The sequence below is a fragment of the Paraburkholderia silviterrae genome, from assembly GCF_004353915.1.
In the GTDB taxonomy this organism is placed as follows: Bacteria; Pseudomonadota; Gammaproteobacteria; order Burkholderiales; family Burkholderiaceae; genus Paraburkholderia; species Paraburkholderia silviterrae.
In genome coordinates this window covers 877,708-898,695 of sequence record NZ_SMRP01000001.1, presented here as the reverse complement: position 1 = coordinate 898,695, position 20,988 = coordinate 877,708, and the positions used below count along the sequence as shown (strand labels likewise).

Genomic DNA, 20,988 nt, shown 5'->3' with positions numbered 1-20,988 from the left:
AATTAGTGTGGCGCGTTGAGCAGGCTCACACCTGCATCGACGCCACGTCCTTCATGCAGCGCAGCGCGAACATCGAGCGGCTATGCCGGATGCTCGAAATGCGATAGAGCTTCTCGCGCAGGAAGCGCTCGTAGCCCGCTGTGCCGTCCACGGCCACCTTGATCCAGTAATCGTATTCGCCGGAGACGAGATACGCCTCCAGCACCTCGGGCAGCGCCGCGAGCTCCGAGCCGAAGCGCGCGAGCGCGTCGTCTTCGTGGCGGTCTAGCGTGACTTCGAGAATCACGATATCGGCGAAACCCAGCTTGCGCTGGTTCACGAGCGCGACATAGCCGTCGATGTAGCCGTCGGCTTCGAGCTGGCGCGTGCGGTTCCAGCACGCCGTGGTCGACATGCCAACCTGCTCGGCCAGCTCGGCGTTGGAAAGGCGGGCGTTTTGCTGGAGCGCACGCAGGATCTTGCGGTCCTGGTTGTCGAGCGTTTTGGGCGGGCGTTCGCGGGTGCTCATGATGAATGGAATTCTCTACAGGGAATTGCCATTCTAGCGGAAGAAGATTCCGCAAATAGGGGCCATTTACCCGAAAACAGGAAGCCTTTACAGGCTCATCCCCGGTATATTTTCCCCATGCTTTCTTGCCCGGCACGACCCACGCGGCCACCTCCTCGCGTTGGGCTGCGCCGCCGCAGCCACGAGCCGCGGTGGACCGTCAGAGCCGGTTTCCGTTGCACCCTGCGGCGGCCATTGGGCGTTGCGCGCGTTCATCACGCAGCCAGCGACGTCCGATCGGGCAGATGGCATTTGAAACCGCGCCTCAAGCGCGGTTTTTTGTTGCCGGTTTTTGATCCTCAAGCGCCGTCCGTCACCACGTTTTCGCCAGAACTCCCAGAAATGTCGCTCCAGCTGTATTTGTCGTTTCTCGCCGCCGCGCTGGTCCTCGTCTATACCCCCGGTCCCGTCAACGTACTTACGATGAGCCACGCGCTGCACGCCGGCTGGCGGCGCGCGCTGCCTTGCGTCTGGGGCGGCACGCTCGCGGTTTTGCTGCAGCTCGTTTTCACGGCACTCTGCCTGAATTCGCTGCTGCTCATTAGTGAACACTCACTTACCGTGCTGCGCTGGGTGGGCGCGGCCTATCTCGTATGGCTCGGCTGCAAGCAATGGCGCAGCCGCACGCTCGGGGGCGAGACCGGCGCCGAGCCTGCGGAGCAGGCGCTCACTTCCCGGCGGGATCTGTTCTGGCGCGGGTTTGCCACCTCGGGGCTCAATCCCAAGACCTTGCTGTTCTTTCCGTCGTTCTTCCCGCAGTTCATCAGCGCGGATGCGCCCTGGAGCGCGAACCGGCAGTACCTCGTGCTGGCGGCGACGTTCGCGCTGCTGTTCGCGGGCGGTGTGGCGTCGATGGCGCTGTTCTCGCACCGGCTGCGCCATGTGCTGCAGCGGCCCCGGCGCCTGCGCGCGGTCAACCGGCTGATGGGGAGCTTGCTGGTGGGCATGGGGGCGATGATGGCGGGCTTGCGCTAGGCGCGCCGCGCGTCTGGCTTGTGGGGCATTCACCGGATGCCCGGGCAGGCACCCGAACCGGGTGTGCTGGCGCTGTTGTTCGGTGCGCGCGGGTGGGCGCACCGTGGGGCGCTTAGTGGGGCCTTAGTGCGTCGTGGCTGCGGCCGGTGCGGAGTTCGAGGCGGGCGCGTTGGCCGCTCCTGACGCGTTGGCCGCCACGACGTTTTGCGTACCGCCGGCGGGTGCCGGCGAGGAAGTGGCTGTCCCCGAATGCGTAGCGCTCGAGGGTGCCGTTGCGGTGGCTGCGGGTGCGGCAGCCGACGCCGCAGCGGGCTGCGCGGCCGCCTGAGCCGCGGTAGCGCCGGAGGCCGGTGCAGCCGCTTGAGTTGCGGAAGCGCCGGAGGCTGACGCAGCCGCCTGAGTTGCGGAAGCCCCAGAAGCCGGCGCTGCAGCCGCGCCCGGCTGCGCGGCACGATTGGCCCCGGCAGGCGCACTCGCAGCAGCGGGCGACGAAGCCGGGCTCGTCGCCGCAGCGGGTGCAGATGCAGCCGGCGCTGGCAAGACCGGCGTGAGCAGCGTCGCCTGCGAGGCGGGCGACGCCGGGAAGACCGCGTGCACGCCGCTTGCCGCGGCAGCAGGCGCCGCCGCTTGCGAACCTTGCACGGGCGTCGCGGGCGGCACGCCGGTGTGCAGCACTGCCGCCCCGGTCGCCGCGGCAGCAGCCGCTGCGGCGGCTGCCGCAGGCGCCGCGGAAGCGCCCGGCGCCGCTGTGTTGATCAGCATCGGGTCCGGCTCCAGCGGCGGCGGCAACGGCGTGGACTTGATATCGCCGCTGCCCGGCACCGGCTCGCTGCGCGCGACCGTGTTCAGATAGCGCCCCACCAGATCGAAAAAGCGTTTGTAGAACGCGTCCGACTGGATCGTCTGGCTCGAGACCTTCACCATTTCGTCGCTGTTCGAATGGATCGGCAGCGAGACCGACCCGAGAATCGACAGCCCCACGCTCGCCGACGTCGCACTCTTCTTGAGCGTATAGCCGTTTTGCACGGCATTCACGTAGACCATGCTCGTGTTCGTCGCGTCGGCGGGGGTGCAGACCACGTGCACTTCCACGACGATGTGCTGGTCGACCGTCGGCTGGAAGTTCTTGGTGGCGTCGACGGTGTCGTTGCGCGTCATCGTCGTCATGTAGCCCTGGCTCAGCAATGCGCGGCGCGAGGCCTCACAGGCATCGGTGCTGGCGTTGTTGAAGCCGTGCGAGAACGGGCTCGGGGCGCTGCTCAACAGCTGGTCGTCTTGAAACGCGGGCTTGGTCGACGAGCAGGCGCTGAGGGCGGCGGCGAGCGAAATCAGCAGGAACGGGGCAACTCTTGAAAAACGGGGCATGGTGCGTACTAACGAGGCGACGAACGTGCCTGCAAATCGGAGGACGGCATGCATTGTAGTTCGGTTCGGGTCCGCGTGACCGAACGCTTGTTTCACCCCGACCCCGCAATCGTGCAACCGCGCAGGCCGTTACGCGGCGCACGCACCGTGCCGAAGCGCCTGGGGCGCACGAATCCCGCGCCTGCACGCGACCTGCGAATAAAAAATCGGGCTTTCGCGCGATGCGAAAGCCCGATTCGATCCACCGTACGCGGCGGCTTGCGGAGCGGCATCGCCACTCACACACACACTCACACTCGCACTCGTGCTCGCCGCGTGAGCGGGCGCGAGTGGATGCCGCCAGCGGCAGTCTGTCTTACACGGCCATTTCCGGAGGCGCGCGGCGGAAGCAGCGCGTGATCCAGCCGAGATACGCGAGGCCCAGCACGAACCAGATCACGCCGAGCATGATCGCGGTCTTCTCGAGGCTGACCAGCAACCAGATGTCCGTGATGGCGCCAAGCAGCGGGAACACGATGCCGCCGAAGACGCCGAAGCCTTGCGTGCCGGGCGCGCGGCTGAGGTACTGGCGGATCACGCACAGGTTCACCGAGGTGAACGCGAGGAACGCGCCGAAGTTGATGAACGAGGTGGACGTGGCCACGTCGAGCTTCAGCGCGATCAGGCCGACGGCGCCGGCAATCGCGATGTTGATGGCGGGCGTGCGAAAGCGCGGGTGAATGAAGCCGAAGATCGACTTGGGCAGCACTTCGTCGCGGCCCATCGCGTAGAGCAGACGTCCCACGCTCGCTTGCGCCGAGATACCGGAGGCGAACTGCGCGAGGATCAGGCCGGCGAGGAAGATCGTCACGAAGATGTCGCCGCCCACTTTGCGTGCGATTTCGAACGCGGCCGAATCGGGGTCCTTGAACACGGCGCCCGGATGCGCGAGCTGCAGCGTGTACGCGGCGATCACGAAGATCGCGCCGCCCACCAGCGCGATCAGCACGATGGCGCGCGGGATGTTCTTTTCCGGCTCGATGGTTTCTTCGGTGAGCGTGGAAACGGCGTCGAAGCCGAGATACGAATACGCGGCGATGGCGGCGCCGGCCATCGTGGCCGACAGCGGCACGTGCGGCTGGAAGAACGGCTGCGCGGCGATGAGGCCGCCGGGGCCCGCCGCTGCCGCGGCATAGTGCACGCACAGCACGACGAACATCGCGGTAATGCCGAGCTGCACGATCATCAGCACGATGTTGAAGCGTGCGGCGAGTTCGATGCCGACAATGTTCAGCCCGCTCGTGAGCACGATAAACGAGACGATCCAGATCCACGTGGGCACATGCGGGAAGGCCGCGTTCAGATAGGCCGCGCCGATCAGCCAGATCACCATCGGCAGGAAGAAGTAGTCGAGCAGCGTGGCCCAGCCGATCATGAAGCCCAGATGCGCGTTGAAGCTCTTGCGCGTGTAGGTGTAGGCGGAGCCCGCCACGGGGAACAGGCGCGCGAGCTTGCCGTAGCTGAGCGCCGTGAACACGATCGCGATGAGCGCGATGAGATAGGCGAGCGCGGCGGTGTCCTGGCTCGCGCCGGCGAGCACGCCGTAAGTGCCGTAGACGATCAGCGGCGCCATGTAGGCGAGGCCGAACAGCAGCACCGAGGGCAGGCCGAGCGTGCGTTTGAGATGCGGTTCGCGTGCGCTGCTCGAACCGTTCGTGCCGCTTGTGGCCGGCGTTGAGGAAGGCTTCATGATGCAGTTGTCTCCAGAGTACTGCGGGTTTTGTCTGCGCGGGTTTTTAAGACCTGCCTTGAGGCGTGGTCGTGCGAAGCCCGCACGCAAGCGTGCGGCCCCAGCAGCAGGGCAGCGCGCGCCTCGTGAGCGTCAATCGTTTATTGTTATTACCGCGAGCGCAGCCCTCGAGAGAGCTGCGTCGCCGATTTAGCGGGTAGTGCGGGGGCGGATGTTGAGCGTGCGGCGCCCTTGCGCGTTGTTTTCGTCGGCGAGATTCAGCGCGATGCGGGCGTCGTGCACATAGCTGTAGTGCTCGCGGCTTTGCGCGAGCAGCGCGCGGTCCACCGTGACGGGCAGGACCGCGTCTTCGTTCTTGAGCTCGGCCAGCACGTCGCCGAACGGGCTGATCAGTGCGGATTCGCCGGGGAACGTGAGGTTGTCGTCGCCGTCGCCCGTGCGGTTCACGAGCGCCGCGAACGCCTGGTTCTCCATCGCGCGCGCGACAATGGCGCGGCGATGCACGGGGCCGAACGGATCCATGTTGCCGTTCGTGACGACCATCATCTCGGCGCCGAGCATGCCGAGCGCACGCGCGGTCTCGGGAAACTCGATGTCGTAGCAGATCAGGAGGCCGACGGTCATGCCCTTGAATTCGCAGACCTCGAAGCGCTCGCCGGGCGTGAACACGCCTACGTCGGTCGCCCACAGGTGGGTCTTGCGATAGCGCAGCGCAATTTCGCCGCGCTCGTCGATCAGGACTGTCGTATTGTAGAAAGTCTGGCCGTCGCGCTCGGCCAGGCCCACCGCCACGGCCACATTGGCGTGGCGCGCGGCATCGCGCACGGCGCTGAGCGAGGGGCCAGAGAGCGTTTCGGCCACGTCGCGCACGGTCTCGCGCGTGGGAAAGCCGGTGAGCGTGGCTTCGGGGAACACCATCAGGTCGGTGCCCGCACGGCGCTTGCCGATCGCGTCGAGCGTGCGCGCGAGGTTGGGCGCGACGACGCCGTCAACGAGAGGGATCTGCGCGAGTTCGAGTTGCATGCTTGTCTCCGTGCTCCGGTCCCATGGCGCTTTGTGCGGGTTCCATGGGCCTCGATTTTTCGGGCTCGCGGGCAGCCGGTCTGGATAATTGGCCGCGCAAGCTTCAGGAGCGGCTATTATCACCACGTTATTTTTGGATAGAAATTACCCTGCAGGGTTACCCTGACCGGAGGAACGATGGAACCCGACTGGCAGGACCGCGCATTCCATCACCATATCGCGACGCTCATCGACGCCCTCGACGGCCCCGACTTCTGGACCCGCATGACGCGCGTGATCGAGCGGTTTATCGCCTTCGACAACTGGGTCGCGCTCGTCTTCATACGCGATCGCGCGCCGCTGGTCTGCGCCGAGTCACCGATGCCCGACGGCACCGTGGATCTCTTGTTCCGCGCGTATCTGGAGGGGATGTACCAGCTCGATCCGTTCTATATCAACGCATGCGAAAGGCCGCGCGCGGGGCTCGTCACGCTCGCCGAAGTCGCGCCCGACAACTTCCGCATGACGGACTACTACCAGCGCTATTTCAAGAGCAACATCATCGGCGACGAGGTGCAGTTCAATCACCCGCTCGATGCGCGCCGCACGCTGATTATCTCGCTCGGTGCAAAGCACCATTACACGGAGCGCGACATTGCGATGTTCGCGATGTTCGCGCCATGGGTGATGGCGTTGTTGCGGCAGCGGCTGCCCTATGAGCCGCTCACCGCGCCGCAAGCGGCAGAAGCGGATGCGGGTATGCCGCAGTCGGAGGCCGTCGCGGCGAGCGAGGCCGCGCCTGGCGCACGCGACGTGGATTACGCGAGCCGCTTCGAAGCGGTGGCGCGGCAAAGCGGCCGCACGGCGCTCACGGCGCGCGAGATCGAGGTGGTGCGCCAGAGTCTTTCCGGTTTTTCGACGCGCGCGATTGCCGAGCGGCTCCAAATCTCGTTCGAGACCGTGCGTGCGCACAAGAAGCACATTTACGCGAAGCTCGGCGTTAGTTCGCAGTCTGAACTATTTGCGCTTTTCTACGAGCAGAACGGGCGCGAAGGGGCGTAGGGCAGGGCGTGAATGGGTGAGCGCATGATGTGTGCGTGCATGAGCACGCATTCAGGCGCTCATGCGAGGCACACGCGTTAGAACTCGACCAGCGCAAAATCTTCCTTGCCCACGTCGCACAGCGGGCAGCGCCAGTCGTCGGGCACGTCGGCCCAGCGCGTGCCGGGTGCGAGGCCGTCGTCGGGGGCGCCGGCCGCTTCGTCGTACACCCAGCCGCAGATCACGCAGACCCATTGCTTGAGGCCATGGTCGGCGGGGGCGGAGATTGCCGGGCTTGCAGCGGCGGCGGGCGCCGTGCCATCGGCGGCGGACGGCTCGCGCGGCGTGTCGAGCGCCACGACGAGCGGCGCCGAGGTGCTCTCGCGTGCGGCGAGCTTCGTTTGCAGCGTTTCGAGCAGTGCGGCGGCTTCTTCGGCGGTGAGGTCGATCCAGTAGGGATCGCCTGCGCCGTCGTTCAGGCGCTCGGGTGAGAACTGGATTTCGAGGGCGACGCCTTTCTTGTACATAAGCGAAAACGGGGTAGAGCGGGCGTCCCGTGCGGCGCGGCGCTCAGACGAACTGTCTGAGCAGCAGCGAGGCCGCGATGCCGCCGAAGGCGATTAGCGCGAGCATCTGCAGAAGCGAGATGGACTTGCGCGCGGGGGCGTTCGGGGTGGCGGGGACGGATTGGCGGTTCGTGTTCATTTGCGTGCGATGGGTGTGCGATGCGTTGCTTGCGCCCGAAACGGCGCGGGGCGACGAGTTTCGCACGTTTTTCGCATCCACGGGGCGATTCGGCGCTAACCGCGCCCACTGGCCGCACCCAAATAGGCGGGCGCGCGGCTCGTGGAAGCATTGCGCACGGCGGCCCTGATTATCGCCGCTAATGCGCCATTTATTGCACAGCGTTGGGAGATGGATTATTTCGCGAGGGTTGAGAGCGGAAGGGTGCGGCGGCCATTAGAGGCGCCCCTATAGCACGCGGTCAACCCCGGCGAACGAGCTCGTCGAGCAATTCTTGGACGTCGCGTGCGAGCGTAGGAAGATCGTTCAGCAGTGTATTCCAGACAACATCGAGATCGACGGCGTAGTAGCCATGGGCCAGTGCATTGCGCATCCCATATGCACCACCCCAAGGGAGATTCGCATGTGCGCCGACGAAATCGGGATGATGTTTGCGGATGTTGTAGCTTGCTTCGCCGACGATTTCGATATTTCGGATAACGGCGTCGCGCACCAATTCGTCGGATTCGAATGCCTGTTTGTCCATACCGGCGGTGTATCGACTAATGCGAGCGATGGCATCGAGAATGTGTTGCAGATATTCGGGCAGACGGAGTTTGTCGCGACTCATACGGGTACCGCTTCGGCAATGACGGTCTCCCGGAAGGATTCGGGTAACGCCTTGGGCGTCAATACGTCTACTTCCACGCCGAGCAACTGGGCCAAGGTGTCCTGGATGATGCCAATATCGAGCAACGACGTTTCCGGTGTCGGGTCGACCAGAATATCCAGGTCGCTGCCGTCCTTATCGTCGCCGAGCGCCACCGAACCGAACACGCGCGGGTTCATTGCCCTATTGGCCTTGACGATTTCGCGGATTTCGGTGCGATGCGCATTCAGGGCAGCGGAGGGTCTCACGGTGATCTCTCGTCGGGTGGCAGTCATTCGAAGTGCGTACTGGATACGATGATAGCGCAGATTCTTACCCCCATTGATCGCCTAAACACGCAGCCACCGCCGCTCGAGATACGAAAACCCCCAGCACACGGGCAGCGCGCAGGCCATGCCGATGGCCACCTCCGCCACGCGAAAGAGCGCCACGCCCCACACGGGGCCGTGGCTGGGCACGAGCAGCACGATGGTGGTGGTGATCGCGCCAAGCCGCGCGGCGGTGCTCACGCGCAGGCACCAGCACGCGACGATCACCACGGCTACCGCCACGAGGTATGCGGCCATGTTCTCCGGCCCGAGCGTGGCCGCCGCAAAGCCCACGATGCCGCCCGCGATCGCGCCGATGAACTGGTCGCGCGACTGCGTGAGCGTATCGGCGTAATCGTGCTGCGTGACGGCGATGGCCGTGATCGCCGCCCAGAACGCCTGCTCGGTGTGCAGCGCGCGGCCGATGCTATAGGCGAGGCCCGCGCCGCAGACGGCGCGCAGCGCCATCAGCGCGCCCTGCGCGGCGCGGCTCTTGAGCGGCAGGAGCTTGAGCGCACTCAGTGCGGACTGCTGCAGCGAGGTGAGATAGGCGAAGAGGTTTTCTTGCGGGTCGTGCATCGGCTGTGATCGGCTTGAAGGCGAAATGGAAAGGCGGCCGGGCGCCGCGCCGCCTGGCCGTCAAGCATAGCAATTCCGCATGCCGTTACAGCCCGATTCTATTTATCGGGCGCACAACTCGTCGAGACAGGCGTCGAACGCGCCGATCAGGCGTTCGACGTCGGCTTCAGTCGTCTCGGGGCACACGAGCATCATGTTGTGGAATGGCGTGATGAGCACGCCGCGGTTGAGCAGATACAGATGGATGATGTGCTCGAGTTCGTCGTCCATTGCCGCACGCGCCTCGCTGCCGTTGCGCGGCGGCGTGGCGCAGAACTGGAACTCGCTGCGCGCCCCTACGCGCGTGACGCACCACGGCAGCGCATGGCGCGCGATCGTGGCGGAGAGGCCCTGCGCGAGGCGCTCGGCGAGCGCGAACATATGCGCATAAGCAGCGTCGGTCATGACTTCGTCGAGCGTCGCGCGCATCGCGCTCATCGAGAGCGCGTTCGCCGTGAGCGTCGTGCCGATGCCCGAGTGGCCCGGCGGCGCATCGAGCTTCGCCTTCTGCGCACGCGCGGCGAGCTCGGCGGAAAAGCCGTACACCGCGCACGGCACGCCGCCGCCCACGGGCTTGCCGAGCACGAAGAGATCGGGCTCGATGCCGTGCTCGCGCGCATAGCCGCGCGGGCCACTGCTGATCGTATGGGTTTCGTCGATCAGCAGCAGCGTGCCGTGGCGCTTCATGAGCGCCTGCGCCTCGCGCCAGAAGCCGGGTTCGGGCAGCACCATGCCCACATTGGTCATGGCGGGCTCGGCGAGCACGCACGCCACCTCGCCGTCGGCGAGCGCGCGTGCGAGCGCATCGAGGTCGTTGAATTCCACCACGCGCGTGTGCGGCAGCAGGTCGTGCACCTGGCCGAGCAGGCTCGCGCGCTGAGTGGGCCGGCCATCGACGAGATCCACGAACACGTCGTCCACGGTGCCGTGATAGCAGCCGTTGAACACGACGATCTTGTCGCGCCCGGTGGCCGCGCGCGCCCAGCGCAGCGCGAAGCGGTTGGCGTCGCTCGCGGTCATCGCGAACTGCCAGTACGGCAGGCCGAAACGCTGCGCGAGCGCCGCGCTCACGGCCACCGCGTCGGCGCCCGGCAGCATCGTCGTGAAGCCGCGCTGCGCCTGGCGCGCGAGCGCCCGCGCGACGGCGGGCGGCGCATGGCCGAACATCGCGCCCGTGTCGCCGAGGCAGAGGTCGATGTAGCGGTGACCGTCCACGTCGGTGAAGGCGGCGCCGCGCGCCGTATCCACGTAGAGCGAGAACGGCGTGGACCAGTCGTTCATCCAGTGCAGCGGCACGCCGAACAGCAGATGCTGCGCGGCTTGCGCGGAGAGGCTTTGCGATTTCGGGCGCGCGGCGACAAAGGCGTCGCGCTCGCGTGCCAGGATGCGCTGCGCACGCTCCTGGTTCACGCCTGGGCGGTCTTGCATGGAGGTTTCCTCGTGTGCTGGCTATGCCTGGGTTCGACGCTGCGCGTGCAAGGCGAAGCGCGTGCGAACCGTGTATGGATCTGGACTGATCCTCGCATGCGCATGCATCGAAGTACATTCGGACATACGGCATAGGCCATGCGTCACAGGCTATGCCAGGCAAGGCGGCCAGCACGGCGCAAAGAGAGCGCAAAGAGGCTGCAAAGAGACCGGCAGGAGACGCAAAAAAAGCGCGATGCCTTGCAGGCCATCGCGCTTTTCCGCACCGCGCCTTTACGGCGCCGGCGTTACTTCCTGTCGATCGAGAACTTGCCCGGACCCGTCACGGCGAGCGCGATCAGGCCGCCCGCGATGCTGACGTTCTTGTAGAAGTTGATCATGTTCATGTACTGATCCATGCCCGTCATGGTCCAGAAGCGGTGGCCGATGAGCGCGGTGGCGATGGTGTAGATCGCGAGCAGCACTGCGAGCGGACGCGTATAGAAGCCAACGAGGAGCAGAATGCCCACCACGAATTCCATGACGACGGCAATGACGGCAGAGATCATGGGCATGGGCGCGCCCGCGTGCGTCATGTAGTCGACGGTGCCGGAAAATCCGGTGAGCTTGGACCAGCCGAAGATCACGAACAGGGTGACCAGCAGGATGCGCGAGACGAGCAGGGCGGCGTCGTTGCCTTGGCCGAAGAGGTTGTATCGCATGTTATTTCTCCAATGTGTCGTTTAAGTCGTTTGTTTGCTTTGTTGCGCCTGTCGGCGGCGCGGCCCGCTGGTTTGCGGGACCGCGTCGGGCCGCCGGCGCCAGTCGAATGAAAGGCTGACGCCAGGGCCTCGGTTACGACCAGAGCTCCGACACCTCGATATTACGCAGATCGAACACCAACACCTCGGCATCGTGTCCGTCGGTGAAGGTCAGCTCGCGCTCCGAGCGGATGCGCGCGCCGTCGCCTTCGCCCAGCTCCAGGCCGTTGACCTTCACGCTGCCGCGCGCCACGTGCACGTAGGCGTAGCGATCGGCGCCGATCTCGACCTTCGCGCTTTCCGCGCCGTCGAAGAGACCCGCGTAGACCCGCGCGTCCTGGCGCAGCTCGAGCGACTCGGCGGCGCCGTCCGGCGAGAGGATCAGGCGCAGCTTGCCGCGCTTTTCCTCGCCCGGAATATTCTTCTGCAGATAGCGCGGCTGCGCGCCCTTCACGTTCGGCGCAATCCAGATCTGCAGGAAGTGCACCGGCTGTTCGGCCGAGTGGTTGAACTCGCTGTGCGCGACGCCCGTGCCGGCACTCATCAGCTGCACATCGCCGGGGACGATCACCGAGCCGGTGCCCATCGAGTCCTTGTGCTCGAGCGCGCCTTCCAGCACGTACGAGAAGATTTCCATGTCGCGGTGCGGGTGCTTGCCGAAGCCGCGCGCCGGGGCGACGCGGTCGTCGTTGATCACGAGCAGGTCCGAGAAGCCGGTCTGCTGCGCATCGTAGTAGTTGGCAAACGAAAACGTGTGGCGCGAGCTGAGCCAGCCATGTTCGGCACGGCCGCGTTGATCTGCCTTGCGAAGTTCGATCATGTTCGTTTCTCCTGTTGGCCGGAGTGGGCGCCGAGGCGTCTTGCTCCAGGCCGGTTGATCAATATCCTGCTGCGATGAACGTCAGTTTAGGTCAACCAGCATGAGATGAAGCGTCGTAAAATACGACTCACTGTCATATATGAGTAGACAATAACCATGCAACTCGACGACATGCGAATCTTCGTGAACACCGTGGACGCGGGCAGTTTCACGGCGGCGGCCAACCGCCTGCGGCTTTCGAAGCAGTTCGTGAGCCGCCGCGTGGCCGCGCTGGAAGCCGACCTTGGCGCGCGCCTGCTCGTGCGCAATACGCGCAAGCTGGCCGTGACGGATCTCGGCCAGGAGTTCTACGAGCGCGCCAGGCGCATCCTCGCCGATGTGGCCGACACGGAGCAGGCCATGTCGGCCCGGCGCTCGGAGCCGCGCGGCCTGCTCAAGGTGAGCGCGCCGATGTCGTTCGGCATGGCGCATCTCTCGCCGCTCGTTGCCGAATTCCTGCGCGCGCATCCCGACGTGCACTTCGACATGGATCTGAGCGACCGCAACGTCGACGTGATCGGAGAAGGCTTCGACATGGCGCTGCGCATCGGGCGGCTCGCGGATTCCACGCTGATCGCCCAGAAGCTCATCGATGTGCGCATGATCCCTTGCTGCAGCCCGGGCTACCGGCGCCGCCACCGCGCGCCGCAAACGCCTGACGACCTCGCGCAGCACGCCTGCCTGCCATACGGGCAGCAGGGGCGCGCCGCGTGGGAGTTCATGATCGACGGGGTGCGCACGCCGTTCGAGGTGCACGGGCCGCTGCGGGCCAACAACGGCGAGGTGCTCCGCGATGCGGCCGTGGCGGGCCTCGGCATCTGCTATCTGCCCGACTTCATCGTGGCGGGATCGGTGGATGCGGGGCTGCTGGTCGAGGTGCTCGAGCCGTACATTCCCCCGCCCAACGCGCTGCACGCGCTGTATCCGCAGCATCGTGAAGCTTCCGTGACCATACGCGCGTTCACGCAATTTCTGCGCGAGCGCTTGACTGCCCGTGCGGCAACCGCGCGCGGTGGTGCGCTTTGATGCGGACAGTCTGCGGGATGTGTGCGCAGGTCTTGAAATTCGGCGGTTGTGCCCGCATCTAGGAGACTGCCGGCGCGGCCGGCCGACTGGCGCTGAGGCTGAGCAGGTGCGGCCGGCAAGGTGCGGCCGGCAAGGCGCGCGAATGCACGGCCATGAAGCATTCGCGCATCGGGCACATGAGGCGCAATGTCGCAATTTCGTTGTATGCTCACCGCCCCGAGGGTTGCTCGGGCCGCTTGACGCGGGCGCGCAACGCCGTGCTGGCGGGCTTCGAAGGCCCCTCCAGGATTTTCTATGGGGATCGATAGACCCGCTTTATTCCGGCGATCAACGTAATCAATTTTTCAAATGGTCGCGGTTCCCGTAACCTTCGTCCATACCTTTTCCAACCCAGAGCGAGGAAACAACTGATGTCTCTCATCAACACGCAAGTCAAGCCGTTCAAGGCCACCGCATTCCACAATGGCAAGTTCGTTCCGGTCTCTGAAGAGAACTTCCTCGGCAAGTGGTCTGTTGTCGTGTTCTACCCGGCCGACTTCACTTTCGTGTGCCCGACTGAACTCGGCGACCTGGCCGACCAGTACGCAGAATTCCAGAAGCTGGGCGTTGAAGTCTACGGCGTGTCGACCGACACGCACTTCACGCACAAGGCATGGCACGACACGTCGGATACGATCGCCAAGATCCAATACCCGCTCGTTGGCGACCCGACCGGCGCGATCACGCGCAACTTCGACGTGATGATCGAAGAAGAAGGCCTGGCGCTGCGCGGCACGTTCGTGATCAACCCGCAAGGCGAGATCAAGCTGTGCGAAATCCACGACAACGGCATCGGCCGTGACGCCAAGGAACTGCTGCGCAAGGTTCAGGCTGCTCAATACGTTGCTGCTCACCCGGGCGAAGTGTGCCCCGCCAAGTGGACGCCGGGCGCTGAAACGCTCAAGCCGTCGCTCGACCTCGTCGGCAAGATCTAAGCGTCGCTCATTCAATGCGTTTCGCCTGAAACGCATGACGCTGATATCACACTGAGCAGTTCTCCGGGCCGCACTCTAGCGGGTTGCGGCCCGGCGCCTTGCTGCAAGGCCCAAAAGGCTTTCGCAACAGCAAAAATTACTTAGCATTCCCACGCTTCTTCTCTAGCCGGAACACGCCATGCTCGACGCAAATCTCAAGACCCAACTAAAAAGCTACCTCGAAAAAGTCACGCAGTCGATTGAGATCGTTGCGTACCTGGGCGACGGCGAGAAGTCGCAAGAACTGCAGCAATTGCTGCAGGACATCGCATCGCTCTCGGATCGCATCACGCTCGAGGAACGCCGTGGCGCCGAAGCTGGCGACGCGCGTGCCCCTTCGTTTGAGATCAGGCGCGCGAACTCCGACGTCAAGGTGACGTTCGCTGGCATTCCGATGGGCCATGAATTTACGTCGCTCGTGCTCGCGCTACTGCAGGTGGGCGGCCACCCGGTCAAGCTCGAGAACGAAGTGATCGAACAGGTGAAGGCGCTCGACGGCACGTTCGCATTCGAAGTCTATATGTCGCTGTCGTGCCAGAACTGCCCGGAAGTCGTGCAGTCGATCAACGCGATGGCCGCGCTCAACCCGAACGTGCAGATCGTCACGATCGACGGTGCGCTGTTCCAGGACGAAGTCGAGAAGCGCCAGATCATGGCTGTGCCGACGATCTTCCTGAACGGCGAAGTGTTCGGCCAGGGCCGCATGGGCGTCGAGGAGATTCTCGCGAAGCTCGATACCGGCGCTTCGGCGCGTGCCGCCGAAAAGCTGAACCAGAAGGACGTTTTCGACATGCTCATCGTCGGCGGCGGCCCCGCTGGCGCCGCGGCCGCGATCTACGCAGCGCGCAAGGGCATCCGCACCGGCGTGCTCGCCGAACGCTTCGGTGGCCAGGTGCTCGACACGATGTCCATCGAGAACTTCGTCTCGGTGAAGGAAACGGAAGGGCCGAAGTTCGCGACGGCGCTCGAGCAGCACGTGCGCGCCTATGACGTCGACATCATGAATCTGCAGCGCGCCGAAGCGCTCACCGCAGTGGGCAATGGCTTCGAAGTGCGCACGCAAAGCGGCGCGACGCTGCGCGCGAAGAGCGTGGTGCTGGCCACGGGCGCGCGCTGGCGTACCGTGGACGTGCCGGGCGAGCAGGAATACCGCAACAAGGGCGTGGCGTACTGCCCGCACTGCGATGGCCCGCTCTTCAAGGGCAAGCGCGTCGCCGTGATCGGCGGGGGCAACTCGGGCGTGGAAGCGGCCATTGACCTCGCGGGCATCGTGAGCCACGTGACGCTGCTCGAATTCGGCGCGCAACTGCGTGCGGACGAAGTGCTCCAGCGCAAGCTGCGCAGCCTGCCGAACGTCACGGTGCACGTGAACGCGCAAACGACGGCAATTTCCGGCGACGGCCAGAAGGTCACGGGTCTCGCGTATCTCGAGCGCACCTCGGGCGAGAAGCATCACGTCGAGCTCGAAGGCGTGTTCGTGCAGATCGGTCTCGTGCCGAATACGGAATTCCTCAAGGGCACGGTGGCGCTCTCGAAGCACGGTGAGATCGAGGTGGACGCGAAGGGCCAGACCTCGGTGCCGGGCGTGTTCGCCGCGGGCGACGTGACGACCGTGCCGTTCAAGCAGATCGTGATTGCCGTGGGTGAAGGCGCGAAAGCTTCGCTTGGCGCGTTCGACTACCTGATCCGCTCGTCGGTGGAGCAGGAAGAAGACGCGAGAGCTGCGGCCGTGGAGGCTTGAGCCCCGAAGGCCAGACAAGTTTGTCTCTCTTTGAATGCGCCGGCCTTTAGCCGGCGTTTTTTTGCCTGTAAGGGTGGCACCGCAGGCGCGGTGCTCAGGCGGCCAGACGGCGCAGATCGGTCAGGTTGACGTGCTTCGCGGCTTCTTCGAGGTCGTAGTCTGCCTGCAAGCTCATCCAGAATTGCGGCGTGGTGCCGAACACGAAGGAGAGGCGCAGCGCCGTGTCGGCGGTGACGCTGCGCTCGCCGTGCACGATCTCGTTGATGCGGCGCGGCGGCACGTTCATGGCGCGCGCGAGCGCGTTCTGGCTCATTTCCATCGGCGTGAGGAATTCTTCCTGGAGAACCACTCCCGGATGAACGTTCGCGAGTTTTTTCATAGTCTGCGCCTCAGTGATAGTCGACGATTTCGACGTCGTATGCGTTTGCGTTTCGCCAACGAAAGCAAATACGCCATTGGTCGTTGATGCGGATGCTGTATTGGCCGATACGGTCGCCTTTCAGTAGTTCAAGCCGATTCGCGGGCGGAATGCGCAAGTCCGACAGCTCATGTGCGGCGTGGAGCATGCGCAGCTTTCGCCTGGCGATCTGCTGCATTTCAGCAGGCAGACGCCGCGAACGCTCGCCTGTCCAGATGAGCGCAGTTTCCCGGTCTTCGAAGTTTTGGATCGCCATGCCAAAGCATAACGCCACGCATCATATGACGCGTGGCGTTATAGTGGTCCAAAATCTGCCTGGAGTCAAGGGACTCCAACAAAACCTTGCTGCCTCACCCCCGCGCCGCAATCTCCTTCTTCCACCCGGCAATGATCTTCGCCGCGAGCGCGCCGTAGTCGCCGTCAAAGTGATGGCTGCCGTTCGTCTTCACGAGCTCGATGCCGGTGTTCGCCAGCGCCGGGCACAGCGTGTCTTTCTCATCGGCGCCATAGACGCATTGCACGATCGCAGGCGGCACCTTCGCGAGCTCCGGACGCACCTGCAACGCTTTCTCGCTCGCGGGCATGCCGAGCCAGCCCGTCACGCGGACCTGGAAATCGGCGTCGGGCGCGAAGCCGAGCAGCGACATGTACGACACCTTCTCGCGCAGCGCATCGGGCAGACGGTTGTAGGCGAACGGCATCACGTCCGCGCCGAACGAGTAGCCCACGAGCGCGATGTGCTTCGCGTGCCAGCGCGCGCCATAGGTCTTGAGCACGCGCGCGAGATCGTGGCTCGTCTGCGCGGGCGTCTTCTCGCTCCAGAAGTAGCGCAGCGCATCCCAGCCGATCACCGAAATGCCCTGCTTTTGGAGGGCCTCGGCGATCGTCTTGTCGAGGTCGCGCCAGCCGCCGTCGCCGGAAATCACGACGGCGAGCATGTCGGTCGGCTGCGCGGCGGGCAGCTCGACGAGCGGCAGGTCCGACACGTCTTCCTCGTTCTCCGCCTGCACGCGCAGATGCGGCGCGGTCAGCGCGACGAGCTTGTCGGCGTCGGCGAGGTTTGCGGCAAACGCTCGCGGTGTCGCGCCGGCCGCTCCTGTTGCACCTGTTGCACCGGACCCGGCCACTGCCGGTTTGGTTGCATCGGCAACGGTCGTCACGCCTTGCTCGAAGAAGCCGGGCAAGCCCTTGCCGCGCGAAAGCGTCGGATCGGCGGGGCAGGGGGCGAAGCGCGCATCGAGCCTGGCGGCGGGATCGAGCGACACCGCACCGGCCATCGTGTTCGCGGGCGCCTGCGAGAGCATGCGCTGCGCGATGAGCGCGCCTTCGCCGCTGCCGATCGCGATCGGCGCGAAATACTGGTGCGACGCTTCCTGGCGTTCGAGCTGATGGCTGAGCGCTTCGGCGTCGCCGTAGAGCTTGTGGCAGGTCTCGTTCTTCACTGCCGCGAGGTTGGTCGCGTAGCGTTCCGTGTCGACACCCACGACCATGGCGCCGTGTTGCGCGAGGGCGTCGGCGCGGGTCTGGTCGGCGTCGCTCCAGTGCTCGCCCGCGGAGAACAACACGGTAAAGCCGCGCATCGCGCCGATGGGTTTCGTCACGGCGACCTCGCCATAGCGGCCGCCCGAGACGTGCGAGACCGCAGTGTGCGCGGGCGGCAGCGTCGCATGGGCCTGAGCCGCGCAAAGCGCGAGCAAGGCGCCGCCCGCCGCGGCGCCTGCACGGCGCGGCAGCGAGAGAATACGAAGAATCATGAGCGCCAGCCTCCTGCCAGCAACGAAAGATCCGCGAGGGTGATGAATACGCTGATCGAGCCCGAGGCGGCCAGATAACGCGGTTCCCAGCGCGGCGCGAACTTGTTCTTGAAGCCGCGCAGCCCCCGGAAGTTGTAGAACTTGCCGCCGAAACGCCAGATCAGCCCGGCGAGGCGGTGCCACGACGAAGCCAGCGGCGTCGGGCCCATGCCGGCCAGCGGCGCCATGCCGAGCGAGAGCGATTGATAGCCGGCGGCCTTCAGATGCAGCGCGAGCTGCGTGAACAGATACTCCATCGCATAAGGCGAGGCGCCCGGCAGATGGCGCATGACGCCGACCGTCGCGTCGGTGTTGAGGTCGGTCGTCATGAAGGTGACGAAGGCGAGCGGCGCGCCGTTCTGGCGCACGAGCAGCACGTTCTGCGCGGCGAGATAGTCGTCGTCGAAGGCGGCCACCGAGAAGCTCTTCTCGCGCACGTCGCGCTCTTCGAGCCAGGCGTCGGAGATCGCGCGCAGCACCGGCAGGCTGTCGGTCATCTGCGCCGGGTCGAGGTGCTCGAAGGTGAAGCCATCGCGTTCGCCGCGCTTGAGCGCATAGCGCAGATGCGCGCGCTGCGGGCCCTTGAGATCGAACTCCTGCAGCATCACGCGCGCTTCCTCGCCGAGCTTCATCAGTGTGAGGCCGGCGTCGAGATAGAGCGGCAGGGCGTCGGCGCGCACCTGATAGAACGCGGCACGGCCGCTGTGCGCGTGCGCGAGCGAGACGAACTGGCGGATCAGCGCGGGCCATTCGTCGCGCGGGCCCACCGGATCGTGCAGCGCGGCCCACGTGCGTCCGTGCTTCGCGTACATGAGGAATGCGTTGCGCGACGAAGAGAACAGGAAGCTCTTGTCGCCCATGAGCGCGAGGCCCGCGTCGCTGCGCTCCTGCGCGCGCACGATCCGCGCGGCTTCGGCCAGATCCTCGCTCGCGGGGATCACGAAACGGCCCGCCGCCGGACGCAGCAGTTGCCACGAGGCGAGCGCCGCCGCGAACACCCCTGCACCGAGCGTCGCGCGCAGCGCGCGCGGCGCGCGTTCGTCGAAGGCGAACTGCCACCACAGATGCTGGGTGTACTCGACGTCGCGGAAGGCGAAGAACAGCACCCACACGGCGAGTGCGATCACGCAGCCCACCGAGGCGAGCCAGGCCGGCGTGAAGGGCTCGGCGAACAGCGACGAATGCCGGTTGAAGCGGCGGCGCGTGACGACGAGGAGCGCGATCAACACGCACAGCACACCCGCTTCGACGAAGGCGAGACCCTTGGTGAGCGAGAGCGCGAGGTTGGCCACCGCGAGTACGAGGGCTAGCCACCATGCGGCGTCGAGCCGGCGCAACAGGCCGCGCGCGACGAACAGCAGCAATACGCCGAACAGGCTGCCGAGCAACTGCGAGCTTTCGAGCACCCAGAGCGGGATGAAGTTTTGCAGCAGTTCGATGCGTTGGGTGAACGCGGGCGTGGCGCCCGAGATCACGAGCATGCTGCCGGTCACGAAGGTGACGATGGCGAGAAACAGCGGGGCGAGTTGCGAGACGCCCAGCGCGCCGCGCCGCGCGAGGTTCGTGTTGAGCGGATTCTTGAGCGCGCTGCCTTCGAATACGGCGAGCAGCGCGGCCGACAGCGCGAGCGGCGCGCCGAAGTAGATCGCGCGATAGGCGAGCAGCGCGGCGAACACCTTGGGAGCCGGCACGCTTGCGCCGAGCGCGAACACCATCGCCGCTTCGAACACGCCGATGCCGCCCGGCGTATGGCCGATCAGGCCGAGCAGCATGGCGGCGGTGTAGACGGTGAGGAAGTCGGCGAAACCGATATGCGCGTGCGGCATCACTGACCAGAGCGCGAGGCCCGCGCCCGCCACGTCGAGCGCCGCGAGCAGCAACTGCGCAACGAGGTCGCGCCGCGCCGGCACCGCGAAGCGCAGCCAGGCGCGCTTGAACGGCTCGATCTCGCGCGCCTGCGCGGGGCAGGCCGCGATGAGCGCGGCGCCGAGCGCGAGCACGACGCCGCCGATCCAGCGCAGCGCCACGGGGGAGAGGTGCAGCAGTCCCGCTAGCGTGTCGGCGGCGCCCACCATGCCGAGCGCGGTCATGAGTGCGAGGGCGATGGCGAGCGTGGCGCTCGTGAACACCGTCATGCGGCCGATCTGCGCTGCCGTGACGCCCGCGCCGCCGTAGACACGGCAGCGCACGGCGCCACCCGTGAGCGCGCCGAAGCCCGTGACGTTGCCGAGCGCCGAGCCGGCGATGGCGCCGACCCAAAGCGCGCCGCGCGAGACGCGCGCACCGAGGTAGCGCAGGCCGATGGCGTCGCGCCCGACGAGTGCGACGAAGCTGATGGCAGTGGCGCCGAGCGCGCCCGTCCATTGCGTCGGGCTCAGGTGCCAGAGCTGGCGGATCACCGAGCGATAGTCGACGGAGCGCGAGAGATGCTGAAACACCAGCAGCAGGAGCGCGCAGATGCCGATGGCCAGGGCCGGCGCCACGAAGCGCTGCAGGCGCAGAACGCGGGCGCGGCGGCGCAGCGCCACGACGGCGGCGCGCGCAATGCGCGAAGGGGGCGAGTCAAGCATGTGGGTTGGCCTGGCGATTCTCAGATGCCGCCCTGGCGCCGTGGCCGGCGTCCTCGGGGGCGGCATTGTGTGTTGTTCGTTACGTTGGTCCGGCTGCTGGGCGCTTTCGCGGCACGCAGTGCGAGGGGCCGTAGCGGCGAGCCTGGACGGCAGGCCGTAGCGGCGAACCCAACCGTAAACGCTTAGTAAATAACTGGTAAAGCAGCAAACGCGCGGAGGGGATGAGCGGTTGACCGAGCCTCGGAAGAAACGTCAGACGAAACCGCAAACGGGACCAAACGGGACCGGATGAGCGCCTAAAAAAGCGCAGACCCGGATTTTACCGCGCGTTGCTCCGTCTTTTGTCTGATCAATTGAGGCGGATGCCTCGGGGGCCTTAATGAATCATGCGCTACGTACATGGCTGGACGCGCTGCAACGCT

At 65.7% G+C, this 20,988-nt stretch carries 21 protein-coding genes; 5 read left to right on the top strand and 16 right to left on the bottom strand.

All coding sequences use genetic code 11. The features are described from left to right. Positions 1-25 precede the first annotated feature (25 nt). Positions 26-508, bottom strand: a complete 483-nt coding sequence (locus tag EYW47_RS03925; RefSeq protein ID WP_133193543.1) for an Lrp/AsnC family transcriptional regulator — start codon at positions 506-508, stop codon at positions 26-28. A gap of 381 nt (positions 509-889) precedes the next feature. On the opposite strand from EYW47_RS03925, the gene EYW47_RS03920 reads away from it, so the two are divergent. Next, positions 890-1,522 carry a LysE family translocator gene (locus EYW47_RS03920; RefSeq protein WP_133193542.1) on the top strand — a complete coding sequence of 211 codons (633 nt, stop codon included), beginning with the start codon at positions 890-892 and terminating at the stop codon, positions 1,520-1,522. Positions 1,523-1,645: 123 nt separating this feature from the next. Here EYW47_RS03920 and EYW47_RS03915 read toward each other — a convergent pair whose 3' ends face one another. The 3 genes from EYW47_RS03915 to EYW47_RS03905 form a co-directional block, all read right to left on the bottom strand. Beyond that, positions 1,646-2,887 (bottom strand): DUF2242 domain-containing protein, encoded by a 1,242-nt coding sequence (locus EYW47_RS03915; protein WP_133193541.1) that lies wholly within the window; start codon positions 2,885-2,887, stop codon positions 1,646-1,648. Between the two features lie 355 nt (positions 2,888-3,242). Next, positions 3,243-4,616 (bottom strand): APC family permease, encoded by a 1,374-nt coding sequence (locus tag EYW47_RS03910; protein WP_133193540.1) that lies wholly within the window; start codon positions 4,614-4,616, stop codon positions 3,243-3,245. Between the two features lie 189 nt (positions 4,617-4,805). After that, complete coding sequence (locus EYW47_RS03905) at positions 4,806-5,639, bottom strand: carbon-nitrogen hydrolase family protein (RefSeq protein ID WP_133193539.1); 834 nt, start codon at positions 5,637-5,639, stop codon at positions 4,806-4,808. Between the two features lie 177 nt (positions 5,640-5,816). Here EYW47_RS03905 and EYW47_RS03900 point away from each other — a divergent pair, with 177 nt between their 5' ends. Next, a complete protein-coding gene (locus tag EYW47_RS03900; RefSeq protein ID WP_133193538.1) occupies positions 5,817-6,680 on the top strand; it encodes a helix-turn-helix transcriptional regulator in 864 nt (287 codons plus the stop codon). 77 nt (positions 6,681-6,757) lie between these two features. Here EYW47_RS03900 and EYW47_RS03895 read toward each other — a convergent pair whose 3' ends face one another. The 8 genes from EYW47_RS03895 to EYW47_RS03865 form a co-directional block, all read right to left on the bottom strand. Beyond that, positions 6,758-7,186 (bottom strand): rubredoxin, encoded by a 429-nt coding sequence (locus EYW47_RS03895; RefSeq protein WP_133193537.1) that lies wholly within the window; start codon positions 7,184-7,186, stop codon positions 6,758-6,760. A 43-nt stretch (positions 7,187-7,229) separates the two neighbouring features. Next, positions 7,230-7,364 carry a hypothetical protein gene (locus tag EYW47_RS42385; RefSeq protein WP_276322927.1) on the bottom strand — a complete coding sequence of 45 codons (135 nt, stop codon included), beginning with the start codon at positions 7,362-7,364 and terminating at the stop codon, positions 7,230-7,232. Positions 7,365-7,644: 280 nt separating this feature from the next. Further along, a complete protein-coding gene (locus EYW47_RS03890) occupies positions 7,645-8,013 on the bottom strand; it encodes a HepT-like ribonuclease domain-containing protein (RefSeq protein ID WP_133193536.1) in 369 nt (122 codons plus the stop codon). Next, positions 8,010-8,327 (bottom strand): nucleotidyltransferase family protein, encoded by a 318-nt coding sequence (locus tag EYW47_RS03885; protein ID WP_240763513.1) that lies wholly within the window; start codon positions 8,325-8,327, stop codon positions 8,010-8,012. Before EYW47_RS03885 ends, EYW47_RS03890 begins: the two co-directional genes overlap by 4 nt. Before the next feature lie 54 nt (positions 8,328-8,381). Next, positions 8,382-8,939: an FUSC family protein gene (locus EYW47_RS03880; RefSeq protein WP_133193535.1), complete on the bottom strand. Its 558-nt coding sequence runs from the start codon at positions 8,937-8,939 to the stop codon at positions 8,382-8,384. A 102-nt stretch (positions 8,940-9,041) separates the two neighbouring features. Next, entirely contained in the window at positions 9,042-10,406 is a 1,365-nt protein-coding gene (locus EYW47_RS03875) for an aspartate aminotransferase family protein (RefSeq protein ID WP_133193534.1), read from the bottom strand. Between the two features lie 287 nt (positions 10,407-10,693). Next, positions 10,694-11,107: a DoxX family protein gene (locus EYW47_RS03870; protein ID WP_133193533.1), complete on the bottom strand. Its 414-nt coding sequence runs from the start codon at positions 11,105-11,107 to the stop codon at positions 10,694-10,696. 133 nt (positions 11,108-11,240) lie between these two features. Continuing rightward, a complete protein-coding gene (locus tag EYW47_RS03865; protein ID WP_133193532.1) occupies positions 11,241-11,966 on the bottom strand; it encodes a pirin family protein in 726 nt (241 codons plus the stop codon). Positions 11,967-12,122: 156 nt separating this feature from the next. Between EYW47_RS03865 and EYW47_RS03860 the strand changes: the two genes are divergently transcribed. The 3 genes from EYW47_RS03860 to ahpF all read left to right on the top strand — a co-directional run bounded on the left by EYW47_RS03860 (position 12,123) and on the right by ahpF (position 15,785). Beyond that, positions 12,123-13,031 carry a LysR family transcriptional regulator gene (locus tag EYW47_RS03860; RefSeq protein ID WP_133193531.1) on the top strand — a complete coding sequence of 303 codons (909 nt, stop codon included), beginning with the start codon at positions 12,123-12,125 and terminating at the stop codon, positions 13,029-13,031. Positions 13,032-13,441: 410 nt separating this feature from the next. After that, entirely contained in the window at positions 13,442-14,005 is a 564-nt protein-coding gene (gene ahpC, locus EYW47_RS03855) for an alkyl hydroperoxide reductase subunit C (protein ID WP_133193530.1), read from the top strand. Positions 14,006-14,183: 178 nt separating this feature from the next. After that, positions 14,184-15,785 (top strand): alkyl hydroperoxide reductase subunit F, encoded by a 1,602-nt coding sequence (gene ahpF, locus EYW47_RS03850; protein WP_133193529.1) that lies wholly within the window; start codon positions 14,184-14,186, stop codon positions 15,783-15,785. A gap of 94 nt (positions 15,786-15,879) precedes the next feature. On the opposite strand, the gene EYW47_RS03845 is transcribed toward ahpF, so the two are convergent. From EYW47_RS03845 to mprF, 4 genes are all read right to left on the bottom strand, one after another. Beyond that, positions 15,880-16,164: a HigA family addiction module antitoxin gene (locus tag EYW47_RS03845; protein WP_133193528.1), complete on the bottom strand. Its 285-nt coding sequence runs from the start codon at positions 16,162-16,164 to the stop codon at positions 15,880-15,882. Between the two features lie 10 nt (positions 16,165-16,174). Beyond that, on the bottom strand, positions 16,175-16,459 hold the full coding sequence (locus tag EYW47_RS03840; RefSeq protein ID WP_133193527.1) for a type II toxin-antitoxin system RelE/ParE family toxin: 285 nt from the start codon (positions 16,457-16,459) through the stop codon (positions 16,175-16,177). Positions 16,460-16,553: 94 nt separating this feature from the next. After that, positions 16,554-17,957, bottom strand: coding sequence for a virulence factor family protein (locus EYW47_RS03835; RefSeq protein WP_133193526.1), 1,404 nt, complete (start codon positions 17,955-17,957; stop codon positions 16,554-16,556). Next, the gene (gene mprF / locus EYW47_RS03830; protein ID WP_133193525.1) at positions 17,954-20,566 is read right to left on the bottom strand and encodes a bifunctional lysylphosphatidylglycerol flippase/synthetase MprF; all 2,613 of its coding nucleotides are present in this window, start codon (positions 20,564-20,566) and stop codon (positions 17,954-17,956) included. Before mprF ends, EYW47_RS03835 begins: the two co-directional genes overlap by 4 nt. Between the last annotated feature and the right edge of the window lie 422 nt (positions 20,567-20,988).